The sequence below is a fragment of the Gordonia sp. (in: high G+C Gram-positive bacteria) genome, from assembly GCF_047600565.1.
Classification (GTDB): Bacteria; Actinomycetota; Actinomycetes; order Mycobacteriales; family Mycobacteriaceae; genus Gordonia.
Genome location: NZ_JASGKN010000001.1, coordinates 702998 through 725875 on the forward strand (window position 1 = coordinate 702998; position 22878 = coordinate 725875).

General features: G+C 69.8%; 21 protein-coding genes. 12 read left to right on the forward strand and 9 right to left on the reverse strand.

Features of this window, described 5'->3' with window-relative positions; genetic code table 11:
- Positions 1-22: 22 nt before the first annotated feature.
- Complete coding sequence (locus QM774_RS03425; RefSeq protein WP_414976578.1) at positions 23-652, forward strand: hypothetical protein; 630 nt, start codon at positions 23-25, stop codon at positions 650-652.
- A 13-nt stretch (positions 653-665) separates the two neighbouring features.
- On the opposite strand, the gene QM774_RS03430 is transcribed toward QM774_RS03425, so the two are convergent.
- On the reverse strand, positions 666-1982 hold the full coding sequence (locus QM774_RS03430) for a DUF349 domain-containing protein (RefSeq protein ID WP_414974546.1): 1317 nt from the start codon (positions 1980-1982) through the stop codon (positions 666-668).
- 144 nt (positions 1983-2126) lie between these two features.
- On the opposite strand from QM774_RS03430, the gene QM774_RS03435 reads away from it, so the two are divergent.
- The 5 genes from QM774_RS03435 (at position 2127) to QM774_RS03455 (ending at position 7093) form a co-directional block, all read left to right on the forward strand.
- Positions 2127-2849 carry a hypothetical protein gene (locus QM774_RS03435; protein ID WP_414974547.1) on the forward strand — a complete coding sequence of 241 codons (723 nt, stop codon included), beginning with the start codon at positions 2127-2129 and terminating at the stop codon, positions 2847-2849.
- Positions 2846-3754: a tRNA (adenosine(37)-N6)-dimethylallyltransferase MiaA gene (gene miaA, locus QM774_RS03440; RefSeq protein WP_414974548.1), complete on the forward strand. Its 909-nt coding sequence runs from the start codon at positions 2846-2848 to the stop codon at positions 3752-3754. The genes QM774_RS03435 and miaA overlap by 4 nt, the downstream gene beginning before the upstream one ends.
- The gene (dapF, locus tag QM774_RS03445; RefSeq protein ID WP_414974549.1) at positions 3751-4653 is read left to right on the forward strand and encodes a diaminopimelate epimerase; all 903 of its coding nucleotides are present in this window, start codon (positions 3751-3753) and stop codon (positions 4651-4653) included. The genes miaA and dapF overlap by 4 nt, the downstream gene beginning before the upstream one ends.
- A 64-nt stretch (positions 4654-4717) precedes the next feature.
- The gene (gene hflX, locus QM774_RS03450) at positions 4718-6148 is read left to right on the forward strand and encodes a GTPase HflX (protein ID WP_414974550.1); all 1431 of its coding nucleotides are present in this window, start codon (positions 4718-4720) and stop codon (positions 6146-6148) included.
- 57 nt (positions 6149-6205) lie between these two features.
- On the forward strand, positions 6206-7093 hold the full coding sequence (locus tag QM774_RS03455; RefSeq protein WP_414974551.1) for a hypothetical protein: 888 nt from the start codon (positions 6206-6208) through the stop codon (positions 7091-7093).
- 7 nt (positions 7094-7100) lie between these two features.
- Here QM774_RS03455 and QM774_RS03460 read toward each other — a convergent pair whose 3' ends face one another.
- The 4 genes from QM774_RS03460 to QM774_RS03475 form a co-directional block, all read right to left on the reverse strand.
- Complete coding sequence (locus tag QM774_RS03460; protein ID WP_414974552.1) at positions 7101-7361, reverse strand: HPr family phosphocarrier protein; 261 nt, start codon at positions 7359-7361, stop codon at positions 7101-7103.
- 73 nt (positions 7362-7434) lie between these two features.
- Complete coding sequence (locus tag QM774_RS03465) at positions 7435-9558, reverse strand: fructose-specific PTS transporter subunit EIIC (protein ID WP_414974553.1); 2124 nt, start codon at positions 9556-9558, stop codon at positions 7435-7437.
- Between the two features lie 23 nt (positions 9559-9581).
- Complete coding sequence (locus QM774_RS03470; protein ID WP_414974554.1) at positions 9582-10529, reverse strand: 1-phosphofructokinase family hexose kinase; 948 nt, start codon at positions 10527-10529, stop codon at positions 9582-9584.
- Complete coding sequence (locus QM774_RS03475) at positions 10526-11296, reverse strand: DeoR/GlpR family DNA-binding transcription regulator (RefSeq protein ID WP_414974555.1); 771 nt, start codon at positions 11294-11296, stop codon at positions 10526-10528. Before QM774_RS03475 ends, QM774_RS03470 begins: the two co-directional genes overlap by 4 nt.
- 135 nt (positions 11297-11431) lie before the next feature.
- Here QM774_RS03475 and QM774_RS03480 point away from each other — a divergent pair, with 135 nt between their 5' ends.
- Positions 11432-13129, forward strand: a complete 1698-nt coding sequence (locus tag QM774_RS03480) for a phosphoenolpyruvate--protein phosphotransferase (protein WP_414974556.1) — start codon at positions 11432-11434, stop codon at positions 13127-13129.
- Here the strand turns inward: QM774_RS03480 and lexA are convergent.
- The gene (gene lexA / locus QM774_RS03485; protein WP_414974557.1) at positions 13126-13842 is read right to left on the reverse strand and encodes a transcriptional repressor LexA; all 717 of its coding nucleotides are present in this window, start codon (positions 13840-13842) and stop codon (positions 13126-13128) included. The two genes, QM774_RS03480 and lexA, sit on opposite strands and share 4 nt — an antisense overlap.
- A 149-nt stretch (positions 13843-13991) precedes the next feature.
- Between lexA and QM774_RS03490 the strand changes: the two genes are divergently transcribed.
- Together QM774_RS03490 and nrdR are read left to right on the forward strand one after the other, a co-directional pair.
- A complete protein-coding gene (locus QM774_RS03490; RefSeq protein ID WP_414974558.1) occupies positions 13992-14570 on the forward strand; it encodes a LysM peptidoglycan-binding domain-containing protein in 579 nt (192 codons plus the stop codon).
- A gap of 44 nt (positions 14571-14614) precedes the next feature.
- Positions 14615-15085 carry a transcriptional regulator NrdR gene (gene nrdR / locus QM774_RS03495; RefSeq protein WP_414974559.1) on the forward strand — a complete coding sequence of 157 codons (471 nt, stop codon included), beginning with the start codon at positions 14615-14617 and terminating at the stop codon, positions 15083-15085.
- On the opposite strand, the gene hrpA is transcribed toward nrdR, so the two are convergent.
- Positions 15078-18761, reverse strand: a complete 3684-nt coding sequence (gene hrpA / locus QM774_RS03500) for an ATP-dependent RNA helicase HrpA (RefSeq protein WP_414974560.1) — start codon at positions 18759-18761, stop codon at positions 15078-15080. The genes nrdR and hrpA overlap by 8 nt on opposite strands.
- A gap of 68 nt (positions 18762-18829) precedes the next feature.
- Here hrpA and QM774_RS03505 point away from each other — a divergent pair, with 68 nt between their 5' ends.
- From QM774_RS03505 to QM774_RS03515, 3 genes are read left to right on the forward strand one after another with little or no spacing between them, the layout of a single operon-like run.
- Positions 18830-19744 carry a cytochrome c oxidase assembly protein gene (locus QM774_RS03505; RefSeq protein WP_414974561.1) on the forward strand — a complete coding sequence of 305 codons (915 nt, stop codon included), beginning with the start codon at positions 18830-18832 and terminating at the stop codon, positions 19742-19744.
- Between the two features lie 21 nt (positions 19745-19765).
- Entirely contained in the window at positions 19766-20254 is a 489-nt protein-coding gene (locus QM774_RS03510; protein WP_414974562.1) for an SAM-dependent methyltransferase, read from the forward strand.
- 17 nt (positions 20255-20271) lie between these two features.
- Complete coding sequence (locus QM774_RS03515) at positions 20272-21504, forward strand: aspartate aminotransferase family protein (RefSeq protein ID WP_414974563.1); 1233 nt, start codon at positions 20272-20274, stop codon at positions 21502-21504.
- Between the two features lie 110 nt (positions 21505-21614).
- Here the strand turns inward: QM774_RS03515 and QM774_RS03520 are convergent, their stop codons facing one another.
- Both QM774_RS03520 and QM774_RS03525 read right to left on the reverse strand, forming a co-directional pair.
- A complete protein-coding gene (locus tag QM774_RS03520) occupies positions 21615-22142 on the reverse strand; it encodes a carboxymuconolactone decarboxylase family protein (protein WP_414974564.1) in 528 nt (175 codons plus the stop codon).
- 2 nt (positions 22143-22144) lie between these two features.
- Positions 22145-22732, reverse strand: coding sequence for a peroxiredoxin (locus QM774_RS03525; RefSeq protein WP_414974565.1), 588 nt, complete (start codon positions 22730-22732; stop codon positions 22145-22147).
- Between the last annotated feature and the right edge of the window lie 146 nt (positions 22733-22878).

The following is a 22878-nucleotide window of genomic DNA, read 5'->3' on the forward strand; positions in this document are numbered from 1 at the left end:
CCACGACGGAGACGAGTACCCCATGAGCGACGACCACTCCCGCGCCGGCGACCGCGAAACACTGCGGGCGTACGAGAAGGAGCTGCGCAAGGCCGAACGCAAGGTGGCGGGGGAGATCGATCCCGGTGCCCGCGCTCTGGTCGTGGCGGTCGGCATCCTGGCCGCCATGCTGTCGCTGATACTGCCTCACGCCGGTGACGCGACCGGACTGGACGTGCTGACCATGACCGCGCGCGCCCACGCCCAGCGGATCGCCCTGCCGTCGCAGATCTTCGTCTGGCTGCTGGTGGTGTTCGTGATCGGCTTCTCCGCGTTCGCGCTGCTCAGCCGGCGGTGGGTGGTGGCCTGGATCGCGCTGAGCGGTTCGGCGATCGCCTCGGTCGCCGGCATGCTGGCGATCTGGACCCGGAACACCATCGGCGTCGGCGGGGTGCAGCCGCCCAGCGGTGCCGGCGCCGGACTGATCCTGGGCTTCCTGGTGGCCATCGTGATGACCTTCCACTGGTCCCGGGTCGTGTGGGCGCGGAGCAGCTACCACCTGGCCCTGGAGGCCGAACGACGCCGTCACGCCGCCAGCGCGGAGGCCTTCGGCCTGGCCCTGCAGCAGCGGCTCGGGGAGCCCACCGACCGCGACCGCGACACGGACTCCTGACCGCCGGACGCGATCAGCGGTCGGCGATCGCGGACTGCGCGGCCTGCGCCCACTCGTTCCACTGAGCGGCCTGCTCGCGGAGCGACGCGGCATCCTTCGCCTTGCCGGCCGCCTCGGCCCGGTCGGCCTGTTCGGTCAGCTTGGCGGCGCGCTCGGCGAACTGCTGGGCGCGGGCCAGGGCTTCCGGATCGGTCCGCGACCAGTCGGCGGCCTCCGCATCGCGGATACGCTTCTCCAGCGCTCGAGCCCGGGCGTCGAGCGGACGCATCTGTTCGCGGGGCACCTTGCCGAGCTCTTCCCAGCGATCCCGGAACGTGCGGAACGCCGCCCGGGCGGCCTCCAGGTCGGTACCCGGATCGATGGACTTCTCGTACTCGTCGAGCAGCGCCGACTTCGCTTCGGCGTTCTTCGCGAACTCGGCGTCACGCTCGGAGTTGACGGCGTTGCGGGCGGAGAAGAACACGTCCTGGGCGGCCTTGAACCGCTTCCACAGCGCTTCGTCGGCATCCCGGGGTGCACGGCCGGCGGCCTTCCACTCGGCCATCAGTTCGCGGTATCTGACCGTGGTCTCGGCCCAGTCCGTCGACGACGACAAGGCCTCGGCCTGCTCGATCAGCTCCTCCTTGCGGGCCTTCACACCGGCCCGTTCCCGGTCCAGCTCGGCGAAATGGGCGCCGCGCCGCCGGTTGAAGGCGTCCCGGGCGCGGGAGTAGCGCTTCCAGAGAGCATCGTCGGTCTTGCGGTCGATGCCTTTGATGGTCTTCCACTCCTCGAGGATGGCGCGCAGCCGGTCGCCGCCGCTCTTCCATGAGGTGGTCTCCTCGGCGATCGTCTCGGCCTCGGTGGCCAGGGCCTCTTTGCGGGCGATGGCCTCGGTGCGGGCGGCATCCCGTTCGGCCTTGACCTCGCCGGCCTGGGTCTCGGCGCGCTGCACGATCACGGTGAGTCGCTCGGTCAGTCCGTCGACGTCGCCGATGGCCTGGGCGGTCGGCAATTCGTCGAGGAGATGCTGGGCCGCGGCCTGCGTCTTGCGCGGATCTCCCGACCGGGCGTCGAGGCGCTCTTCGAGGACCTCGGTCTCGGTCGCCATGTCCGCGAACTTGCGCGCGAAGTGCTGCAGCCCCTCCTCGGTGGTACCGGCCTGCCACGAACCGATCTGCCGTTCGCCCGAGGAGGTCTTCAGCCAGACCGCACCGTCCTCGTCGATCCGTCCGAACTCGTGCGGATCGCCGACGTCGACGTGGTGGACGGCGACGGGGGCGGGTCCGGGGCGCGGACCCGGTCGGGGGCCGGGACGCGGACCCGGTTTGGGGGCTGCGGGGTTGCTCATGGCGAAATCCTTTTCTGCGCGCCGCGCGACACGGCTGCCGGAACGCTGGGCGTTCTTGTCTACCGCTGTTCATTCAAGCACCGGCGGCCCCGGCCGCGGGGGCGAGCGCGGACATTGCCCACCGTCGCCGGTAGCGTCGAGGGCGTGTTGACACAGGTCGCGGTGATCCCCGGTGCACCCCTGCTCGTTCCGGAGCTGGCGGGTCCGGAGGCGTACGACACCGACGACGTTCGCGCGTCGGTGCTGGCCGCCGGCCGATCCCTGGCCGCGGCGTCCCGGCACTGGATCGCTCTGGGCGTCGGCGATCCCGGCACGATCACCGGCGTGGCGACGTCCGGTGACTTCGGGCGGTTCGGGGTGCCGCTGCCGGTGCGTCTGCCCGGGCCGGACGCCGCCGGTGGGCGGATGCCGGCGTCGATGCTGATCGCCGCGTGGCTGGCCGGCCAGGTGAGTCCGGCACCCGATCGGGTGGATCCCGTGGTCGTCGACCCCGACCTGGACCCCGCCGACTGTCTGGCCCTGGGCCGGCGGACGGCGCAGAACCTGCCCGTCGGCGAACCGATCGGGCTGCTCGTCGTCGCCGACGGCGCCAACGCTCTGCACCCCAAGGCGCCCGGCGGTGGGGAGCGGGAGAGTGCCTGGGTTCTGCAGCGCACCGTCGACCAGGCCGTCGCCTCCGGTGATCCCGCCGGCCTGGCGGGACTGTCCGTCGACGCCTGCCGCGCCGACGGCGTCACCTCGCGTGCCGCCTGGCAGGTCCTCGCCGGGATCCTCGAGGTGTGCCCGATGACGCGGGTGGACGTCCACTACGCCGCCGCGCCGTTCGGCGTCGGCTATACGGTGGTCACCCTGCGGGGCCGGTCGTGACCGCACCCGTCCCCGTCGCGGTGATCGGTCCGACCGCGTCCGGGAAATCGGATCTGGCCCTCGATCTCGCCGAACGGTGCCACGGCGAGATCGTCAACATCGATGCCATGCAGCAGTATCGCGGCATGGACATCGGCACCGCGAAACTGCCGGTCGCCGAGCGGCGCGGAATCCCGCACCACCAGCTCGACGTCCTGGACGTCACCGAGACGGCCACCGTCGCCCGCTACCAGCGGGCCGCCGCTCGCGATGTGGAGGAGATCCTCGCCGCCGGCCGGACTCCGATCATCGTCGGCGGCTCGATGCTCTACATCCAGGGACTGCTCGACGAGTGGTCGTTCCCGGCGACCGATCCGCAGGTCCGATCCAAGTACGAGGAGCGGCTCGCGCAGATCGGCCCGCTCGCCCTGCACGGTGAGCTCGCCGCCGTCGACTCCGCGGCCGCGCAGATCATCCTCAACACCGACGGTCGCCGGATCGTGCGTGCCCTGGAGGTCGTGGAACTCACCGGCCGGCCCTTCGCCGCTTCGGCACCGGAGATCGGGGAGCCGCGCTGGGGTACCCGGATCCTCGCCCTCGACCGGGAGACCGGTGAACTGGACGAACGGATCGAACGACGGACGGACGCCATGTTCTCCGGTGGTCTGGTCGACGAGGTCGCCGGTCTGTGCGAGCAGGGTCTCCGCGATGGACAGACCGCCTCGCGGGCGATCGGCTATGCGCAGGTGCTGGCCCACCTCGACGGAGAGTACGACCTCGAACGGGCCCGCGAACTGACGGTCATCGGCACCCGCCGGTACGTCCGCCGGCAACGGTCGTGGTTCCGCCGCGACCATCGCGCGGTGTGGCTCGACGCCGCCGACCCGAGACTGACCGAGAACGCGCTGAGTAGCCTGGAGGCATGACGGTGACGACCACGCCGACCCCGGGGCGTTTCGTGAAGGGGCACGGCACCCAGAACGATTTCGTGATTCTGCCGGACCCGGACGCGACACTCGAGATCGACGACGAGGTCGTCCGTGCGCTGTGCGACCGCCGTCGCGGACTCGGTGCCGACGGTCTGCTGCGCGTGGCGCGGTCCGGCGCCCTCGTCGACGCCGGTGTCCTCACCGCCCTTCCCGAGGGCGTCCGCGCCGACGACTGGTTCATGGACTACCGGAACGGTGACGGTTCGATCGCCGAGATGTGCGGCAACGGTGTCCGCGTCTTCGCCCACTACTGCCGGTCGGCCGGTCTCGTCGCCTCCGACGAGTTCACCGTCGGTTCGCGGGCCGGCGCCCGGCCGGTCGTCGTGCACTCCTTCGACGACAGTGCCGCCGACGTGACCGTCGCGATGGGGGCCGCCCGGCTGGACGGGCCGTCCACGGTCACCGTCGCCGGCCGCGAACTGACCGGCGAGGCCGTCGACGTGGGCAACCCCCATCTCGCGTGCGTCGTGGACGGACTGGACGCCGGCACCCTCGCCGGCCTCGACCTGTCCGCGCCTCCGGTCCTCGATCCGGCGGCCTTCCCGCACGGCGCGAACGTGGAGATCCTGACGCCGCTGCGGCCCGACGGCGACGCCTTCACCGCGCAGCTGCGGGTCTTCGAACGCGGTGTGGGGGAGACCCGCTCGTGCGGGACCGGTCTGGTGGCCGGTGCCACCGCGGCCCTGCACGGTATCGGGCGTGCCGCCGGCACCGTCTCGATCACCGTCCCCGGCGGTGAGGTCACCGTCACCGTGGAACCCGGCGGCACGTTCCTGCGCGGCCCGTCCCGGCTGGTGGCCCGCGGCGAACTGATCGACGGCTTCCTCGGCGGCTAGCGAACAGGCCCCGGCGGAAATCGAGGTGCGCCGCGGCCCGGGGACCGGGCATGATGGAGGGCGTATGACTGAACTCCACGAACCCGGCGCCGAACATCCGCACGTCTCGGCCGCGCCGACCACCGGCGAACTCCAGCTCGACGACCGCGCCTCACTGCAGCGCGTCGCGGGACTGTCCACCGAACTCTCCGACGTCACCGAGGTCGAATACCGCCAGCTGCGCCTCGAGCGGGTGGTCCTGGTCGGCGTCTGGACGTCCGGCACCTCGGCGGAGGCCCAGGCCAGCATGGCCGAACTCGCCGCACTCGCCGAAACCGCCGGCTCGGAGGTGCTCGACGCCCTCATCCAGCGGCGCAGCAAACCCGACTCGGCCACCTATCTGGGTTCGGGCAAGGCCGACGAGCTGCGGGAGATCGTCGTGGCCACCGGCGCCGACACGGTGATCTGCGACGGTGAGCTCACGCCTGCCCAGCTGACGGCGCTGGAGAAGATCGTCAAGGTGAAGGTCATCGACCGGACCGCACTGATCCTCGACATCTTCGCCCAGCACGCCACGTCCCGCGAAGGCAAAGCCCAGGTGTCGCTGGCTCAGATGGAGTACATGCTTCCTCGCCTGCGCGGCTGGGGTGAGTCGATGTCCCGGCAGGCCGGCGGCCGTGCCGGCAGCAACGGCGGCGTCGGTCTGCGCGGTCCCGGTGAGACCAAGATCGAGACCGATCGCCGTCGTATCCGCGAACGGATGGCCAAACTCCGCAAGGAGATCCGCGGCATGAAGACCGCCCGGGTGGTCAAGCGGAACGCGCGCCGCCGAGGCGGGGTGCCGGCGCTGACCGTCGTCGGCTACACGAACGCCGGCAAGTCGAGCCTGGTCAACGCGATGACCGGCTCGGGTGTCCTGGTGCAGGACGCGCTCTTCGCCACCCTGGATCCGACGACGCGCCGCGCGCGCCTCGCCGACGGCCATGACGTGGTGTTCACCGACACCGTCGGCTTCGTCCGGCACCTGCCCACCCAGCTGGTCGAAGCGTTCCGCTCGACGCTGGAGGAGGCGGTGGATGCGGACCTGCTGATCCACGTGGTCGACGGCAGCGATGCGTTCCCCGGCAAACAGATCTCCGCGGTGCGGCAGGTACTCGGCGAGGTGTACACCGAGGAGGGTGCCGTACCGCCGCCCGAACTCCTGGTCATCAACAAGATCGACGCCGTCGACGCGACCCGCATGACGGCGTTGCGCGGCGAGTACCCCGACGCGGTCTTCGTGTCGGCGCGCTCCGGTGAAGGCCTGGACGAGCTGTTCACCCGGATCACCGACTTCGTCGAGGAAGACGACGTCGACACCGTGCTGCAGGTGCCGTTCGCGCGGGGTGAGGTGATGAGCCGCCTGCACCAGCACGCCCACGTGCTGGAGACCGAGCACACTGCGGACGGCACCCGCGTCCGGGTGCGGCTGCCGGCGGCGATGGCCGCCGAATACGCGGATCTGACGGTCGTCTGACCGGTCCGGCGACCACGCCGTTTATGCTTCCGAGTGAACCCGACGGAAGGTATGACCGTGACGAACCCCGCTGACCCGCAGAATCCGGGCGCCGGCGAACCGGCGCCCACGCAGGTCCCGATTCCCGGTCGACAGCCCGACTACTCGCAGATTCCGGTGGGCGGTCAGCAGCCGTTCGGCCAGCAGCCTCCGCAGCCCGGCGTCGGCCAGCAGCCGCCTGTCCCGCCGGTGGGCGGTCCGCCGCACCAGCCGTTCACACCCCAGCAGCCGTTCGCACAGCAGCCGTTCGGCCAGCAGCCTGTCGCCCAGCAGCCTGTCGCACCGCAGCCGTTCGGTCAGCCGCTGCCGGGGGTCCCGATGGCTCCCGGCGCACCCGGCGCCTACCCCCAGTACGCGCCGCAGGCTCCGCAGCAGGGCACCTCGAAGACCGGACTCTGGATCGGCTTGGGAGCGGCGGCCGTCATCGTGCTCGCCGTGCTGGCGACCCTGCTCATCCTCAAGCCCTGGTCGTCGAAGGGGGTCGACTACAGCCTGGGACACGACGTGGTCGTGACCGTGAAGGCGCCGGACGGCTGGAAGTCCGAATCGGTCACCTACGACGGCGAGCCGTCGTTCATGCTGCTGCCGACGTCCGAGACCCGCTCGGCGGATGCGGTGCTCAAGTCGTCGGAGGAATCCGATCCCGCCGAGCTGCACGGCGTGCTGGGATCGGTCCGCTCCTGCGACTCGGACGCGTCATCGACGCCCGGCACGTGGCAGCTCAACGAGACGAAGTCGGATGCCGACGGTCAGGGCCACGGCCGCACCGCCGCCCTGCGTGTCGATACGAACTACTGCCTGGACATCCGGGGTGTGGACTTGAAGGGTTCGGGGACCCCGGCCGTCGACCTCGTGCAGCAGGCCGCCGGCACCGACAAGTCGATGCTGACGGCCCGCAGCCACTGACGAGGGTCTACTCGGCGTCGAGATCCTTCTCGACGAGCGCGGCGATCTGATCGACGGCGGCCTGGTCGTCGCCCTCGACGGTCACCTGGGTGCCCTTCTCCGCGCCCAGGGTCATGATCATCAGGGCGCTGCCGGCGTCCACCGGGTCGCCGCCGTCGACGGACAGGGTCACATCGGAGTCGAGGTCGGCGGCCGCTTCGGCGATGATCGCGGCGGGACGGGCGTGCAGGCCGACGGAGGAGCCGACGGTCACGGTCTTGCTGGGCATGGATTCACCTTTCGGGAGGGATCTGTGGAGGGGTTCGTTCATCGGTCGGGCGCGATCTCCGCCCCCGAATCTATTACGCGGTCGCGGCGATCGCAGTCATCTCGTCGTTGACGGCCTCCTCGTCGGCGGCGGTCCGGCCGAGCTGCTTGGTGATCACCACGCCGACTGCGCCGACGACGACGCCGGCGGCCAGCGCGATGAGGAACTTCCACCAGGTGCCGTTCATCGCGAACATCACGAAGACGCCGCCGTGCGGTGCGCGCAGCTGGGTGCCCAGAGCCATGGCGAGACCGCCGGTCACGGCGCCGCCGAGCATCATCGGCGGAATCACCCGGAGGGGGTCGGCCGCGGCGAACGGGATGGCGCCCTCGGAGATGAAGGAGGCGCCCAGCAGCCAGGCCGCCTTGCCGTTCTCGCGTTCGGGTTCGGTGAAGACGCTCGGGCGGAGCACGGTGGAGGCGAGAGCCAGCGCGAGCGGCGGCACCATGCCGGCGGCCATCACGGCTGCCATGATCTCCCACTGCGGGGTGGCGGCGTTGGCCAGCCCGAGGCCGGCGACGGCGAACGCGTAGGCCGCCTTGTTCACCGGACCGCCCAGGTCGAAGCACATCATCAGGCCGAGCACCACGCCGAGTGCGATCTTGGATCCGCCGTTCATGCTGTTCAGGCCGTCGGTCATCGCGTCGTTCAGGGCGCCCAGGGGACGGCCCAGCAGCATGTACATGACGCCGCCGACGATCAGGGAGGCACCGAGCGGAATGATCACCACCGGCATCAGGCCCGCCGCCCAGCGCGGCAGCTTCAGTCTGGTGAACCAGAGGGCGACGACACCGGCGATGAGGCCGCCGATCAGGCCGCCGATGAAGCCGGCACCGACGGCCAGGGACACGGCGCCGGCGACGAACCCGGGGGCGATGCCGGGCCGGTCGGCGATGGCGAAGGCGATGTAGCCGGCCAGAACCGGAACCATGAACGCCATCGCCAGGCTGCCGATCGCGAAGAACACGGCGCCGAGGTACTGCATGATCCCGCCCGGCGGCAGATGCCAGAGGGTGTTGTTGAGCGCGTAGAAGTAGGCGTCGTTCATCGACCCGTTGGTGCCGGTGATCTTTCCGCAGCCGGCCGGCACGCTGGCGCCGTCACACACGGTGGTGTTGGCGATCTCGTAGCCGCCGAACAGGAAGCCGAGCGCCATGAGCAGACCACCGGCCGCGACGAACGGGATCATGTAGCTGACACCGGTCAGCAGTGCCTGCTTCAGGCGGCCGCCGTACCCGATGCCACTCTCGTCGGCAGCCGTCGACGCTGCGGATGCGTCGCCGGAGACGCGGTGCGCGTCGGGATCGCCGGCGGCGGCCACCGCCTCGGAGATCATGGCGTCCGGCTCGTTGATGGCGCGTTTGACGCCGGACTCGATGACCGGTTTGCCGGCGAATCGTTCGCGTCCCTTCACCCCCACGTCGGTGGCGAAGATGACGGCGTCGGCATCGGCGATCTCCTGGGCGGTGAACGGTGTGGTACCCGACGAACCCTGCGTTTCGACGGCGAATCCGACCCTGGCCTTCTCGGCCGCCAGCTTCAGTGCGTCGGCGGCCATGTAGGTGTGGGCGATACCGGTCGGGCACGCGGTGATCGCCAGGATGCTGCGGGCGCCGGCGGGGGTATCGCCGGTGGTGGCCGCAGTCGCGGCGGCGGACGACGTGGCAGCGGCCGACGTGGCGGTGGACGTGTCCTTCGCGGATTGCGGATCGACGGCCTCGCCGACCAGGTCGACGACGGTCTGCGCATCGGGCGCGTCGCGCAGCGCCTGTACGAAATCGGGCTTGACCAGGGACCGAGCCAGCGAACTCAGCAGCTTCATGTGCGCGGATCCGCCATCGGCCGGGGCGGCGATCAGGAACACCAGATCGGCCGGCCCGTCCGGTCCGGAGAAGTCCACCTTCTTCGACAGTCGGGCCATGCCGAGCGAAGCGGTCGGCACCGAGTCGACGCGCGCATGCGGAATGGCCAGGCCGCTGGGAAGTCCGGTCGGTGATTTGGCCTCGCGTTCGAGTGCGGCGCCGGCCAGCTGAGCGGGATCGCTGCAACGGCCGTGGTCACCGAGGGTGTCGGCGAGCCGGTTGATGACGGCGGTGGCGTCGTCACCGGCGTCGACGTCCAGGAGGACGAGGTCGGGTGTGATGATCGGGTCCGGCATGGTGACTCCTTTGTCTCCGGCGGTCAGGACAGTCGGCGCACGGTGGTGCCGGCCAGGTCGAGGTGGTGGGGATCGGGCGGGGTGGTTCCGGGCAGTGCTGCGGCCGCCGAGCCGTAGGCGACCGCGGTGCGCAGCCGCTCGTCGGGGCCGTCGCCGCGCAGCGAGGCGATCAGGTAGCCGGCGAGCGACGAATCGCCGGCTCCGACGGTGCTGCGGACCGTCACCGGCGGCGCGAACGCCTGCCAGGTGCCGTCCGGAGTGGTGAGCAGGGCGCCGGCACCGCCGAGGGTCGTGAGGACTTCACCCCCGGTGCGGTCGGCGAGGGCCTGTGCGGCGGCCGCGGCGGGCGCGGGGTCGCCGGCCGCCGCCGCGGCCTCCATCGCGTCGCCGTCCTGGCCGGTGAGCCCGGCGAGCTCGACGGCGTTCGGCTTCAGCAGATCCGCACGCGCCTCGCCGAGTGCGGCGAGCGGTGCACCGGAGGTGTCGGCGGCCACCTGGAGTCCCGCGCGGTGCAGACGGTCGGTGAGGACGGCGTACCAGTCGTCGTGCATGCCGGGCGGAATCGAACCGCACAGGGCCACCCATCGGGCTCCGGCCGCTGCGTCGAGTACCAGGTCGGCCAGGGCGTCGATGCGGTCGGCGGTCAGTGCGGCGCCGGGCTCGTTGACCTTGGTGGTGGTGCCGTCGGGTTCGGCGAGAGTGATGTTGGTGCGCACGTCGTCGTCGAGTTCCACCGTGCGGTAGGGCAGTCCCGCCGCATCGAGACGGGTCAGCAGCGGGTCTCCGGTGCGGGCGGGCAGGAGCGCGAGCGCGTCGAGACCGGCTCCGGTCACCACCCGGGCGACGTTGATGCCCTTGCCGCCCGGCTGATCGGTCACAGACGCGGCTCGCAGCACCGCGCCCCGGGTCAGCGGGCCCTCGAGCTGGATCGTGCGGTCGATGCTGGGGTTGGCGGTGACGGTGACGATCATGCGATCACCACCTCGATGTCGTGTGCGCGCAGCTGCGCGGCGAACGCGGGGTCGATGCCGGCGTCGGTGACCAGCGTCCCGATGTCGGGCAGCGTGCCGAAACTCACGAGGTCCTCCCGGTTGATCTTGGTCGAGTCGGCGAGCACCACGACGTGGTTGGCGGCGCCGATCATCGCGCGTTTGGCGGCCGCTTCGTCGGGGTCGGGCGTCGACAGCCCGTGCTGCAGACTGAATCCGTTGGTGCCGATGAACGCGACGGACACCCGGAGCCGGGCCAGGGCCGCGACGGTGTCGGGCCCGACGGCGGCCTGGGTCTTGCCGCGGATCCGGCCGCCGGTGAGGACCACCTCGCACGACGGCAGACGGGACAGTTCGGCGGCGATCGGTACGGCGTTGGTCACCACGTTCAGTTCCCGGTCACCGGTGACGGCGGCCGCCGCCTGGTAGGTGGTGGTTCCGGCGTCGAACAGGACCGAGCCGCCCGACGGTGGCAGAAGGCGTTGCGCGGCCGCGCCGATGGCGACCTTCTCGTCGTGCCAGGTGAGTTCACGTTCGGTCAGATCCGCTTCGACCGCGACCGATCCCACATCCGGCCGGACGGCCCCGCCGTGCACGCGTTGCAGCACACCGGCGCGGGCGAGCAGACCCAGATCACGGCGCACCGTCTCTCCGGTGACGTCGAAGCGAACAGCCAGGTCCGCGACCGAAACGCGGCCGCGAGCGCGGACCTCGTCGGCGATGGCCTGCTGGCGTTCCTCTGCGTACACGACGCCGTCCTGAGTAGTGTTCGGAGGAGCGCGACACGGGTCCGCGAACCTTTGGTTATGTCTTTGTTTACCTGTGTCTGTGTTGACTGGTCAAGAGCTTTCAGTAATCTCTGTCACATGAGCGAGGGTGGAGCGATGACAAGCACCGACGAGAACGACTTCGGCGCCACGACGGTGGTGACCGGTACAGCGGTGGTCGACGGCCTCGCCTACGGCCCGGTGATCAGACCCGGAGACCGTCCGGACTTCGACGTCGCCGGCGCGGCGGACGTGCCGGAGGATCAGCGCGACGCGGAGAAGGAGCGGGTGGACGCCGCCTCGGCCACCGTGGCGGGGCGTCTGTCCGACCGCGCGTCCAAGAGCACCGGAGCCTCGGCCGAGGTGCTCGCCGCGACCTCGTCGCTCGCCAAGGACCGCGGCTGGACGCGCGCCGCCAAGAAGCTGATCGACGGCGGCACGCCCGCCCCGGCCGCCGTCGCCGGCGCCATCGATCAGTTCGCCGACCAGTTCCGTCAGGCCGGTGGGCTCTTCGCCGAGCGGGTCACGGATCTGTACGACGTGCGCGATCGGGTGATGTCCGAGCTCCTCGGCCTGCCCGAACCGGGGATCCCGAACCCCGACGTCCCGTCCATCGTGTGCGCCGACGACCTCGCACCCGCCGACACCGCCGGACTCGACCCGGCGGTCGTGATCGCGCTCGCCACCCGTCTCGGCGGGCCGACCAGTCACACCGCGATCATCGCGCGCCAACTCGGGATCCCGTGTGTGGTGGCCGTGGCCGACCTGGACCGCATCGCGACCGGGGTGCCGGCCTTCGTCGACGGCACCCGCGGTGTGGTCGGTGCCGAACCGGATCCGGAGAAGATCGCCGGCGCGGTCGACGACGCCCGTCGCCAGGCGCAGGCTGCGGCCGACTGGCGCGGCCCGGGCCGGACCGCCGACGGTCACCCGGTCCTCATCCTGGCGAACGTCGCCGACGGGGCCTCGGCGCGGACCGCCGCCGAGCCGGGAATCCTGGAGGGTGTCGGCCTCTTCCGCACCGAGCTCGCCTTCCTCGACCGCCCGGACGAACCGTCCGTCGAGGAGCAGACCACCCTCTACCGCGAGGTCATCGACGCGTTCAGCGGACAGAAGGTGGTGATCCGGACCCTGGACGCGGGCTCGGACAAGCCGCTGAAGTTCGTGACGCATCCGGACGAGGCCAACCCTGCGATGGGCGTGCGCGGCAACCGCATTGCCCTCGACCACCCCGAGATCCGGGAACACCAGCTCGATGCGCTGCAGGCCGCTGCACAGGGCGCCGAGGCGGTTCCGTGGGTGATGGCGCCGATGATCGCGACCGTCGACGAGGCCGCCGAGTTCGCGGCGATGGTCCGCGCCCGTGGACTGGTTCCCGGGGTGATGGTCGAAGTGCCGTCGGCGGCGGTCAACGCGTCGGCGATCCTCGACCAGGTGGACTTCGTGTCCATCGGCACCAACGACCTGACCCAGTACACGATGGCGGCGGACCGGATGTCGCCGGAACTGGCCGCGCTCACCGACCCGTGGCAGCCGGCCGTCCTCGCCCTGATCGAACGCGTCGGTGCCGCAGGCGCCGATCAGAACAAGCAGGTGGGCGTGTGCGGTGAGGCCGCAGCCGATCCGAACCTGGCCTGCGTCCTCGTCGGACTCGGGGTGACCTCGCTGTCCGCCGCGCCCAAAGCCGCCCCGGCGGTAGGTCTGAAACTGAGCACGGTGACCCTCGATCAGTGCACGCAGGCCGCTGCGGCCGCACTCGCGGCGACCAGCCCGGCCGCCGCCCGCGACGCCGCGCGGGCGGTACTGGGCGGCTAGACGCGCCGCATCACCGTCACGACCTTGCCCAGAACGGCGGCGTCGTCACCGGGGATGGGGGAGAAGTGCTCGTTGTGCGGCATCAGCCACACGTGGCCGTCCTTGCGCTTGAACGTCTTGACCGTCGCCTCGCCGTCGATCATCGCCGCGACGATGTCGCCGTTCTCGGCCACGTTCTGCTGACGGACCACCACCCAGTCGCCGTCGCAGATGGCGGCGTCGATCATCGACTCGCCGACCACGCGCAGCAGGAACAGCGATCCTTCGCCGACCAGTTCCTTGGGCAGCGGGAACACGTCCTCCACGGCCTCCTCGGCCAGGATCGGGCCACCGGCGGCGATCCGGCCGAGCACGGGAACGTAGGCCGGCGAGGGCATCTGCTCGTCCGGTTCGGCCAGGGCCGCGCCGCCGGTCGGCGGTGTCCGCTGATCGTCGCGGACGTTCACCGCGCGCGGACGATGCGGATCCCGCTTGAGCAGACCGCGTCGTTCGAGCGTGCGCAGCTGATGTGCCACCGATGAGGTGGACGTGAGGCCGACGGCTTCACCGATCTCGCGGATGCTCGGCGGATAGCCGCGCTCACGCACGGAGGCGCGGATGAACTCCAGCACCTCGCGCTGGCGATCGGTGAGCGACGCCTCGAGTGTCGCGGTCGACGCCTCGGAGAAGTCGTGCGAGCTGCCGTGCGAACTGCTATCCGGTGTCCGGTCCATCGCGGTTCCTTTCGGTTCGGTGATCCCCAAGTTAGTCGACTAGGTCACAGAAATCAAACATTTGTTCGACGTGTTGCTGACTTTGTCGGAGGTGTGGTGTTAACTATCGAACATAGGTTCTTCGAACAGACGAACGAATGGAGATCGTGATGACCGAGCTGCTGGAGATCCGCCGCCCGAACCGCAAGCCGAACCGTGCTGCCGTGGCGCCGGAGAACGTGATGACCTGCGATGTTCCCATCGTGACGCCGCGTCGTCCGCGCACCCCGGCGGTGCCGGCGACGGACTGCCGTCCGACCGGACGCAGCCCCCGCACCCATCGGCGTGGCCTGGTGGAGACGACGCGGAACCGTTCGGATGTTCGAACGGAGACGTCGAACACTGCGGGCGAGCCGGGTCTGCGTTCGAACGGAGTCGAACGGCCGTCGGCCGCCGTCGTCACCCGTCGGCGGGCCTGGGCGCTCGGCCTCCTCGCCGGCCTCGGTCTGGCGGTGCTGGTCGGCTTCTTCACCGTGGTCGGCAACGGCTACGAGAAGGCGGCGACCGGTGCGCCCGCGGCCACGCAGGTGGTGCACGTCCGCAGCGGCGAGTCGCTGACGTCGCTGGCTCAGCGGATCGCGCCGGAGCTGCCGGCCGCCACGGTGATCGAGACGGTCCGCGACCTCAACGACCTCCAGACCGCCGGACTGCGTCCGGGACAGGCCCTCGTGGTGCCGGACTACCGGTGAACCGCCTGCGATCGGTGCCCGGGTGCGCCGGGTATCGTGGGGGCATGCGCTGCCCGTTCTGCAAGAACGAAGACACCCGAGTGGTCGATTCACGTGCCTCCGACGACGGCCTCTCGATCCGACGCCGCCGGGCGTGCGCCGAATGCGGACGACGCTTCACGACCGTGGAATCCGCGGTGCTCGCCGTGGTCAAGCGCAACGGTGTCACCGAGCCGTTCAGTCGCGAGAAGGTGATGAAGGGCGTGCGCCGCGCGTGCCAGGGCCGGCAGGTCGACGAGGACAAGCTCGCCAAGCTCGCCGAGGCCGTGGAGGACACCGTGCGCGCGTCCGGCTCGGCCGAGGTTCCGAGCAACGAAGTGGGTCTGGCCATCCTGGGTCCGCTGCGCGATCTCGATGAGGTCGCCTACCTGCGCTTCGCGTCGGTGTATCGGTCGTTCGAGTCGGCCGACGACTTCCAGCGTGAGATCGATGATCTCCGCAAGGACCGCCAGGCCCGCGAGGTGCCGATCAGCTGAAGGCGTCCAGCGCCTTGAGCACACGTTTCTCCGACACCGGTCCGTCGGTTCCCAACTGCTGAGCGAACAGACTCACCCGCAACTCCTCGACCATCCAGTGTGCCTGCTCGTTGAGGGCGTCCTGACGACTGTCCGGGACCTGGGTCAAGCGCTGATTCCAGTGGGTGATCACCCGGTCCACGGCGTCGGTTCCGGCGCGGTCCCGGTCCGCGGAACCCGGCAGTGCCTCCAGCCGGAGGCGTGCGGCGGTCAGATACCGCGGCAGACTCCGCATTCGCCGCAGCGGCGTGACCCCGACGAATCCGTCGAAGATCAGGTCGGCGAGCTGGTCGGCGACGTCGTCGGCGGCCAGGGTGCCGCTGTGGTCGTCGACCGCGCGGCGCACCGCGGAGGACTCACCGAGGGCCTCGACCGCCAGATCGAAGTAGTCGGGGGCCGCGGCGCGTACCCGAGGGGAGAGCCGTTCGGCCAACGCCGCGAACTGCTTCGGCGTACGGATCCCGGCGACGTCCGGCTCGGCCTCCAGGGCGTCGGCGATGGCGCGCCGGGTGCAGTCGGCGAACAGATCGTCGTCGCGGCGGTACGGGCTCTGGCTGAGTGCGAGCCGCTTGACCGGGGGCAGATTCGACGCGATCTTGCGGTTCAGCGGGGCGATGGACAGTTCCAGGAGCCGCTGGACGCCGGCGCGGATTCCGGCGTCGCGGGCGGCGGGTCCGGTCACGCTCACCACCCGGACGCCGTCGGGGAAGTCTTCCAGTGTCGGGAACGTGACCACCTGCTGCCCCGCGACCACCTCGTCGACGCTGTCGGGCAGCACGCCGATGCCGTCGGCCGTCCACGCGGTGTGCATCGGCGCCGCCGTCGCGGGACGCTCGCCCCCGCCGAGCGCGTCACGCAGCGCATCGAGCCGATCGTCCCGGGCGATGATCTCGCCCTTCTCATCGACGACCGCGAAGTGCATGCGCAGGTGCGCCGGCAACTGGTCCGCGCGGAAATCGGAGGGAGCCAGGGATATACGGGTGATCCTCGAGAGCTCGCGAGCCAGACCGGTGCGCAACGGCTCGGATCGCGGAGTGAGCCCCGACAGTGCGAGGTCGGCGTATCGCTGTGCCGGGGACATCGACTTGCGCAGACCCTTCGGCAACGACTTGATCAGAGCGGTCGCCAGTTCGGACCGCAGACCCGGCACCAGCCAGTCGAAGCCGCCGGCATGGACGTGGTCGAGCAGGGGGCGCGGGATGAGAACCGTCACGCCGTCGTCCCGGACACCCGGTTCGAAGTGGTAGCGGAGCTCAAGACGTGTCTGACCCTGCTGCCAGGCGGGCGGAAAGTCCGCGGCCACCGGCACATCGGGTGCGTCGCTGCCGGCGTCGTCCAGATGCAGCAGCGTCGGGTTCGTCCGGCTCTCCTTCTTCCACCACGAGTCGAAGTGGCGGGTGGAGACCACGTTCGGGCCGATGCGCGCGTCGTAGAAGTCGAACAGGTCCTGGTCGGACAGGCGGAGGTTGCGGCGCGCACGGTGTTCGAGGTCCTCGGCGTCCTGGAGCAGACGTGCGTTGTGGGCGTAGAACTCGTGCCGAGTCCGCCAGCGACCCTCCACGAGAGCGGCCTGGATGAAGATCTCGCGCGACGCGACGGGATCGATCTGCCCGTAGTTGACGCGGCGTGCGGCCACCAGCGGCACACCGTAGAGGCTGACCTTCTCGTTCGCCATCACCGCGCCCCGGCGCGACGACCACGCCGGCTCGCTGTAGGTGCGGGTGACCAGGTCGGGAGCGATCTGCTCGACCCACTCCGGGTCGATCGCGGCCACGGTGTGCGCGAACAACCGAGAGGTCTCGATCAGCTCGGCCGCCATCACGAACGCCGGCGGCTTCTTGGCCAGTTCCGAGCCCGGGAAGAGCAGGAACCGGGTTCCCCGGGTGCCGAGAAACTCCTTCGTGTCGCCTTGCTTGGCACCGATGTTGGTGAGCAGCCCGGCGAGGACACTGCGATGGATCGCGTCGGCGTCGCCGGACCCTCCGCTCGATGAGACCGTCCACTTGAGATCCTTGACGGTGCGCCGCAACTGACGATGCAGGTCCCACCATTCGCGGATACGCAGATAGTGGAGGTAGTTGTCCGAGCACCAGCGCCGGAACCGGTTCCCGGACAGGTCGTCCCGGGTGTCCTGGAGGTGCTGCCAGAGCCGCAGGCGGCTGAGGAACTCCGAACCGGGGACGGCGTACTCGCGATGTGCGGCCTGCGCGGCCTCGCGTCTGTCGGCCGGAAACTCCCGGACGTCGGGGAGCGAGAGGGCGGCGACGATCACCAGCATGTCGTCCAGGCAGCCGTTGTCCCGTCCGGCGACCAGCATCCGACCGAGGCGCGGATCGATCGGCAACCGGGCCAGGCTGGTGCCGACCGGAGTGAGGCGGGCGTCGGCCGAGTCGATGCCGGTCACCGCTCCGAGCTCGGAGAGCAAGGCCATGCCGTCCTTGACGGCCCGCGCCTCCGGAGGCTGCACGAACGGGAAGTCGGCCACGTCGCCGAGGCGCAGCGAGATCATCGAGAGGATGACGGCGGCCAGGTTGGTGCGCAGAATCTCCGGATCGGTGTATTCGGGGCGCGCATCGAAGTCGTCCTCCGAATACAGGCGGATGCAGATTCCGGGTGCGACGCGACCGCAACGGCCGGCACGCTGACGTGCGCTGGCCTGGGAGACCTTCTCGATCGGCAGGCGCGTGACCTTGGTGCGTGTCGAATAGCGCGAGATGCGGGCGGTACCGGTGTCGATCACGTAGCGGATACCCGGCACCGTCAGGGACGTCTCGGCGACGTTGGTGGCCAGCACGATCCGCCGCCCGTCGGAGGGCGTGAAGATCTTCTGCTGCTCGGACACCGACAGCCGCGCGTACAACGGAACGACCTCCGCTTCGCTGTGCCGGCGCCGCAGGGCATCGGCGGTGTCGCGGATGTCCCGTTCGGTGGGCAGGAAGACCAGGATGTCGCCGCGCCCGGCGCCGGTCCACAGTTCGGTGACGGCCGCGTCGATGGCGGCGATCTGGTCGAGATCGCCGGAGTCGGCGTCGTCGTGATCGAGGGGCCGGTACCGGATCTCGACCGGATAGGTCCGGCCGGAGACCTCGAGGATCGGGACCTCGTCGTCGGGGTTCGCGAAGTGTTTCGCGAACCGATCCGGCTCGATGGTGGCCGAGGTGATGATCAGCTTGAGATCGGGGCGCCGGGGCAGGAGCCGTTTGAGATAGCCGAGAAGGAAGTCGATGTTGAGACTGCGTTCGTGGGCCTCGTCGATGATGATCGTGTCGTACCGGCGCAGGAGGGGATCACCGGTGATCTCACGCAGCAGGATGCCGTCGGTCATCACCTTGATCCGTGTCTGTGCACTCGTCTCGTCGGAGAAGCGGACGCTGTAGCCGACCAGGTCGCCGATCTCGGTGTTCGTCTCATCGGCGATCCGGCGCGCCACCGAGGTCGCGGCGATACGCCTGGGCTGCGTGTGCCCGATGGAGGTGCGGCCGATCGAGAGACAGATCTTCGGCAACTGCGTGGTCTTGCCGGACCCGGTCTCACCGGCGATCACCACCACCTGATGCTTCTCGATCGCCTCGGCGATCTCGTCGCGGCAGGCGCTGACCGGAAGCTCCGGTGGAAAGGTGAGGGTGGGCCCGGTCATGATCCTCCGAGTCTATCGTCGCGTCCCGGGCCGCCGAGGTGCGTGCCGATCGGCGTACGGTCGCCGGGGTGAGCATCACCGTTCCCGCCTCCGCCTGGGTGAGCGACTGGACCGTCGACCCGCTCGGCGTCGTCGCCGTGCTGCTGTCGGCGGCGTATCTGTTCGCGAGCCGCCGGCGCCGACGCGGTGGGGCGGTCCCGTGGGCGCGGCGGGTGTCGTTCCAGTCGGGCTGCCTGGTCCTGCTGGTTCTGAGCTGCGGACCGGTGGCGCACTATGCGGCTGATCTGTTCTGGGTGCGGGCTCTGCAGGTCACCGTCCTGCTGTATCTGGTTCCGCTGGCGCTGGCGTCGGGCACGCCGTTGACGGTGCTGGGCCAGGCGTTGCCCGTCGCCCGGGTCGGTGAGGCGATCGCGGTCCTGTCCAGCGGCACCGTGCGGGCACTGACCCACCCGGTCGTCGTGTCCGGCCTGCTGCTGGCGGCTCCGTGGGCACTGTTCTTCACCGGATGGAATGTGGCGGCGATGCGTCACCCCGGGCTGGACGTCGTCACCCGGGTGGTCCTGCTTCTCCTCGGATGCGTCTACTTCTGGACGCGGATCCAGGCCGATCCGGTACCGCGCCGGTGGCCGCAGGGACTGTCGCTGATGGTGACGGTGGTCGAATCCATCGGCGACGGCATCCTCGGCATCGTCGTGTGGTTCGCGCCGATCCTGTACGTCGGCTACTACGCCGGCCGGGGCTACACCGATCACGATCAGCTGCGGCTGTCGCAGACGGTCGGTGCCGGGATGCTGTGGATCCTCGCCGACGTCATCGGCATCCCGTTCCTGATCATCCTGATGACCGCGCTGCGCCGTGAGGACGCCCGGACCCAGCAGCGGGTCGACGGACTGATCGACGACTCCGCCGCCGCAGGCGATGCCGACCCGACCGGGCTGTGGTGGGAGCAGGATCCGCGTCTGAAGGACCGCTTCCGCAGTTGATCGCGGTGCGATACTGGCCGGGTGGACATCACCCTGACACCGATCGGCTCCGTGCACAGCAGTCGCAGTGAGGTGACCGATGACGGATGGGACGCGGAGACCGCGTGCATCACCCTCGACGGCGACCGGTTCACGCCAGACGCTCTGCGAGAGCTCGACAGCTTCAGTCATGTGGAGGTCGTCTACTTCTTCGACCGGGTGTCGACGGAGAAGATCGAGTACGGCGCACGTCGTCCGCGCGGCAATATGGACTGGCCGTCGGTCGGGATCTTCGCGCAACGGGGTAAGAACCGGCCCAACCGCCTCGGAGTCTCGGTGTGCCGCCTGCTCCGAGTGCACGATCTGACGATCGAGGTCGAAGGCCTGGATGCGGTGGACGGCACACCCGTGGTGGACGTGAAGCCGTACATGACGGAGTTCGGGCCGCGTGGCCGGTTGCGGCAGCCCCCGTGGGCGACGGAACTGATGCGTGGTTACTGGTCGCCCCCAGACACGCCGAGTGGCGGCTGACATGTCATATTGAGTGCATGGCTTCTTCTCTCTGGCACGGCTTCGCCGACATGGGCGCGGTCACCGCGTCCGGACCGTTCGTCATCACCAAGGGTGAAGGCACCAAGGTCTACGACGCCGACGGCAACGAATACCTGGATGCGACCGCGGGCCTGTGGTTCACCAACGTCGGCCACGGACGCACCGAGATCGCCGACGCGGTCGCCAAGCAGCTGTCCACGGTGGCGCACTTCTCGAACTTCGGCGACTACGCCTCGGACGTGACCATCGCGCTCGCCGAGCGCCTGGCCGAGAAGGCCCCGGTGCCCGGATCCAAGGTGATGTTCACCTCCGGCGGCAGCGACTCGGTGGAGACGGCGGTCAAACTGGCCCGCCGGTACTGGGTGGAGCAGGGGCGGCCGGAGAAGAAGATCGTCGTCGGCCGCAGCAAGGCCTACCACGGCATGCACGTCGCCGGCACGTCGCTGGCGGGCATCGCACCGAACAAGGAGGGCTACGGGGAGACCTTCATGCCCGACACCGAGACGGTCGACTGGGACGATGCGAAGAGTCTGCTGGGCCTGATCGAGCGGATCGGCGCCGACAACATCGCCGCGTTCTTCGCCGAGCCGATCATCGGCGCCGGTGGCGTCTACCTGCCGCCGGACGGCTACCTGCGTGAGGTGCGGGAGATCTGCCGCGACCACGACGTCCTGTTCGTCGCCGACGAGGTCGTCACCGGCTACGGCCGTATCGGCGCCGGTGAGTGGTTCGCGTCCGGCCGATTCGACCTCGCACCCGACATGATCACGTCCGCGAAGGGCCTGACCAGCGGCTACGTGCCGATGGGCGCGATGATCGCCGCACCGCACATCGCCGAGCCCTTCTTCGCCGGCGGCGTCTGGTGGCGTCACGGCTACACCTACGGCGGCCACAACGGTGCGGCTGCGGCGGCGATGGCCAACTTCGACATCCTCGAGCGCGAAAACCTGCTGGGTGAGGCGGCGCGCCTGGAAGGCGACCTGGCGAAGGCCTTCGCTCCGCTCGCCGACCTGGATGCGGTCTCCGAGGTCCGCACCGGGCTCGGCGCCGTCACCGCCGTCCAGCTCGCCGACCCGGCCACCGCCCCCGCGATGGTCCTGAAGCTTCGCGAACAGGGTGTCGCCACCCGTGCAGCCGGTCAGGGCGCCCTGCAGGTGTCTCCGGCCTTCGTCATGGGCACCGACGAGGTCGACGAGCTCGCGAGCCGCTTCGCCGCCGCCTTGTCCTGAACCCGCCCCCGTGAGCGGGCTGCCCCCCGTGAGCGAGATGCACTGTGCCCCGTCCGGGATCGCCGGACGGGGCACGTTGCGGTTCAGGGTTGGTGCCCTGACGTCTCAATTCAGTTGAGCGCCTCGGCGATGGTGATCGCCTGACCGACTCCCTGGACGATCGACGCGGTCTTGAGGGCCTCGAACACGGCCTCCTTGTCGAGACCGGCCTCGCGCACGACGGCCTCGTGGGCGCCGACGCAGTGCTCGCAGCCGTTGATGGCCGAGACGGCCATCGACCACAGCTCGAAGTTCTTCTTCTCCACGCCGGGGTTGCCGATGATGTTCATCCGCAGGCCGACACGCTGGTCGTCGTACCGGCCGTCGAGGTAGCCGCGGCCACGGTAGAACACGTTGTTCATGCCCATGATCGAGGCGGCACCGAGGGCGGCGTTGTAGGCCTCCTCCGACAGGTTGTCGGCGGCCTCGTCGGCGATCTCCTTCAGCACGGTGGCGTTGCGCGTGGCGGCCGCCGTGGCGAGCAGGGTGCCCCACAGCTGCTCCTCGTCGAGAGCCGTCGTGCGGCTCAGCGAACCGAGGTTGAGCTTGAGGTCCTTCGCGTAGTCGGGAAGGGCGTCCTTGAGGTTGTCGATGCTCATCGTCAGACGGCCTCGTTGAGCAGCTCGCCGGCGTCGATGGTCGGGTCACCCTTCTTCCAGTTGCAGGCGCACAGCTCGTCGGACTGGAGGGCGTCGAGGACGCGGAGGACCTCGTCGACGTTGCGGCCGACGCTGCCGGCGGTGACCGACACGAACTGGATCTCGTTGTTCGGGTCGATGATGAAGGTGGCACGGTCGGCGACGCCGTCGGCGTTCAGAACGCCGGTGGCCTCGACCAGCTCACGCTTGAGGTCCGAGAGCATCGGGAAGGGAAGGGTCTTGAGGTCCTCGTGCTGCGCACGCCACTGGAAGTGGACGAACTCGTTGTCGACGGACACGCCGAGGACCTGGGCGTCGCGGTCGGCGAACTCGTCGTTCAGCTTGCCGAAGGCGGCGATCTCGGTCGGGCAGACGAAGGTGAAGTCCTTCGGCCAGAAGAACACGATGCGCCACTGACCCTTGTAGTCGTCACTGGTGACGGTGGTGAAGTAGTCGTCCGGCTGCTGAGCGTCGACCTTCGACAGGTCACCGCCGATGACAGCAGTCAGGTTGTACTCGGGGAACTGATCGCCGATGGTCAGCAGCGCCATGTCACTCACTCCTTGTTGTGGTTCAACTGTGTAGTCGTACCGGGCGGTGCTACCCGGTGGTAACAACCATTCTGCCGTACACATGGTGAAAAACAAACGTGATGACACGCACTCTATTGATCGATAACACCTATGATAGTTATCGA

What these genes read in the sequence shown, in the direction of transcription:
- nrdR (WP_414974559.1), top strand. Translation starts at nt 14,615, where the DNA reads ATGCGCTGCCCGTTCTGCAAGAACGAAGACACCCGAGTGGTCGATTCA.
- QM774_RS03425 (WP_414976578.1), top strand. Translation starts at nt 23, where the DNA reads ATGAGCGACGACCACTCCCGCGCCGGCGACCGCGAAACACTGCGGGCG.
- lexA (WP_414974557.1), bottom strand. Translation starts at nt 13,842, where the DNA reads ATGGACCGGACACCGGATAGCAGTTCGCACGGCAGCTCGCACGACTTC.
- dapF (WP_414974549.1), top strand. Translation starts at nt 3,751, where the DNA reads ATGACGGTGACGACCACGCCGACCCCGGGGCGTTTCGTGAAGGGGCAC.
- hflX (WP_414974550.1), top strand. Translation starts at nt 4,718, where the DNA reads ATGACTGAACTCCACGAACCCGGCGCCGAACATCCGCACGTCTCGGCC.
- QM774_RS03465 (WP_414974553.1), bottom strand. Translation starts at nt 9,558, where the DNA reads ATGCCGGACCCGATCATCACACCCGACCTCGTCCTCCTGGACGTCGAC.
- QM774_RS03525 (WP_414974565.1), bottom strand. Translation starts at nt 22,732, where the DNA reads ATGGCGCTGCTGACCATCGGCGATCAGTTCCCCGAGTACAACCTGACT.
- QM774_RS03430 (WP_414974546.1), bottom strand. Translation starts at nt 1,982, where the DNA reads ATGAGCAACCCCGCAGCCCCCAAACCGGGTCCGCGTCCCGGCCCCCGA.
- QM774_RS03460 (WP_414974552.1), bottom strand. Translation starts at nt 7,361, where the DNA reads ATGCCCAGCAAGACCGTGACCGTCGGCTCCTCCGTCGGCCTGCACGCC.
- QM774_RS03515 (WP_414974563.1), top strand. Translation starts at nt 20,272, where the DNA reads ATGGCTTCTTCTCTCTGGCACGGCTTCGCCGACATGGGCGCGGTCACC.
- hrpA (WP_414974560.1), bottom strand. Translation starts at nt 18,761, where the DNA reads ATGACCGGGCCCACCCTCACCTTTCCACCGGAGCTTCCGGTCAGCGCC.
- QM774_RS03480 (WP_414974556.1), top strand. Translation starts at nt 11,432, where the DNA reads ATGACAAGCACCGACGAGAACGACTTCGGCGCCACGACGGTGGTGACC.
- QM774_RS03520 (WP_414974564.1), bottom strand. Translation starts at nt 22,142, where the DNA reads ATGAGCATCGACAACCTCAAGGACGCCCTTCCCGACTACGCGAAGGAC.
- QM774_RS03470 (WP_414974554.1), bottom strand. Translation starts at nt 10,529, where the DNA reads ATGATCGTCACCGTCACCGCCAACCCCAGCATCGACCGCACGATCCAG.
- QM774_RS03490 (WP_414974558.1), top strand. Translation starts at nt 13,992, where the DNA reads ATGACCGAGCTGCTGGAGATCCGCCGCCCGAACCGCAAGCCGAACCGT.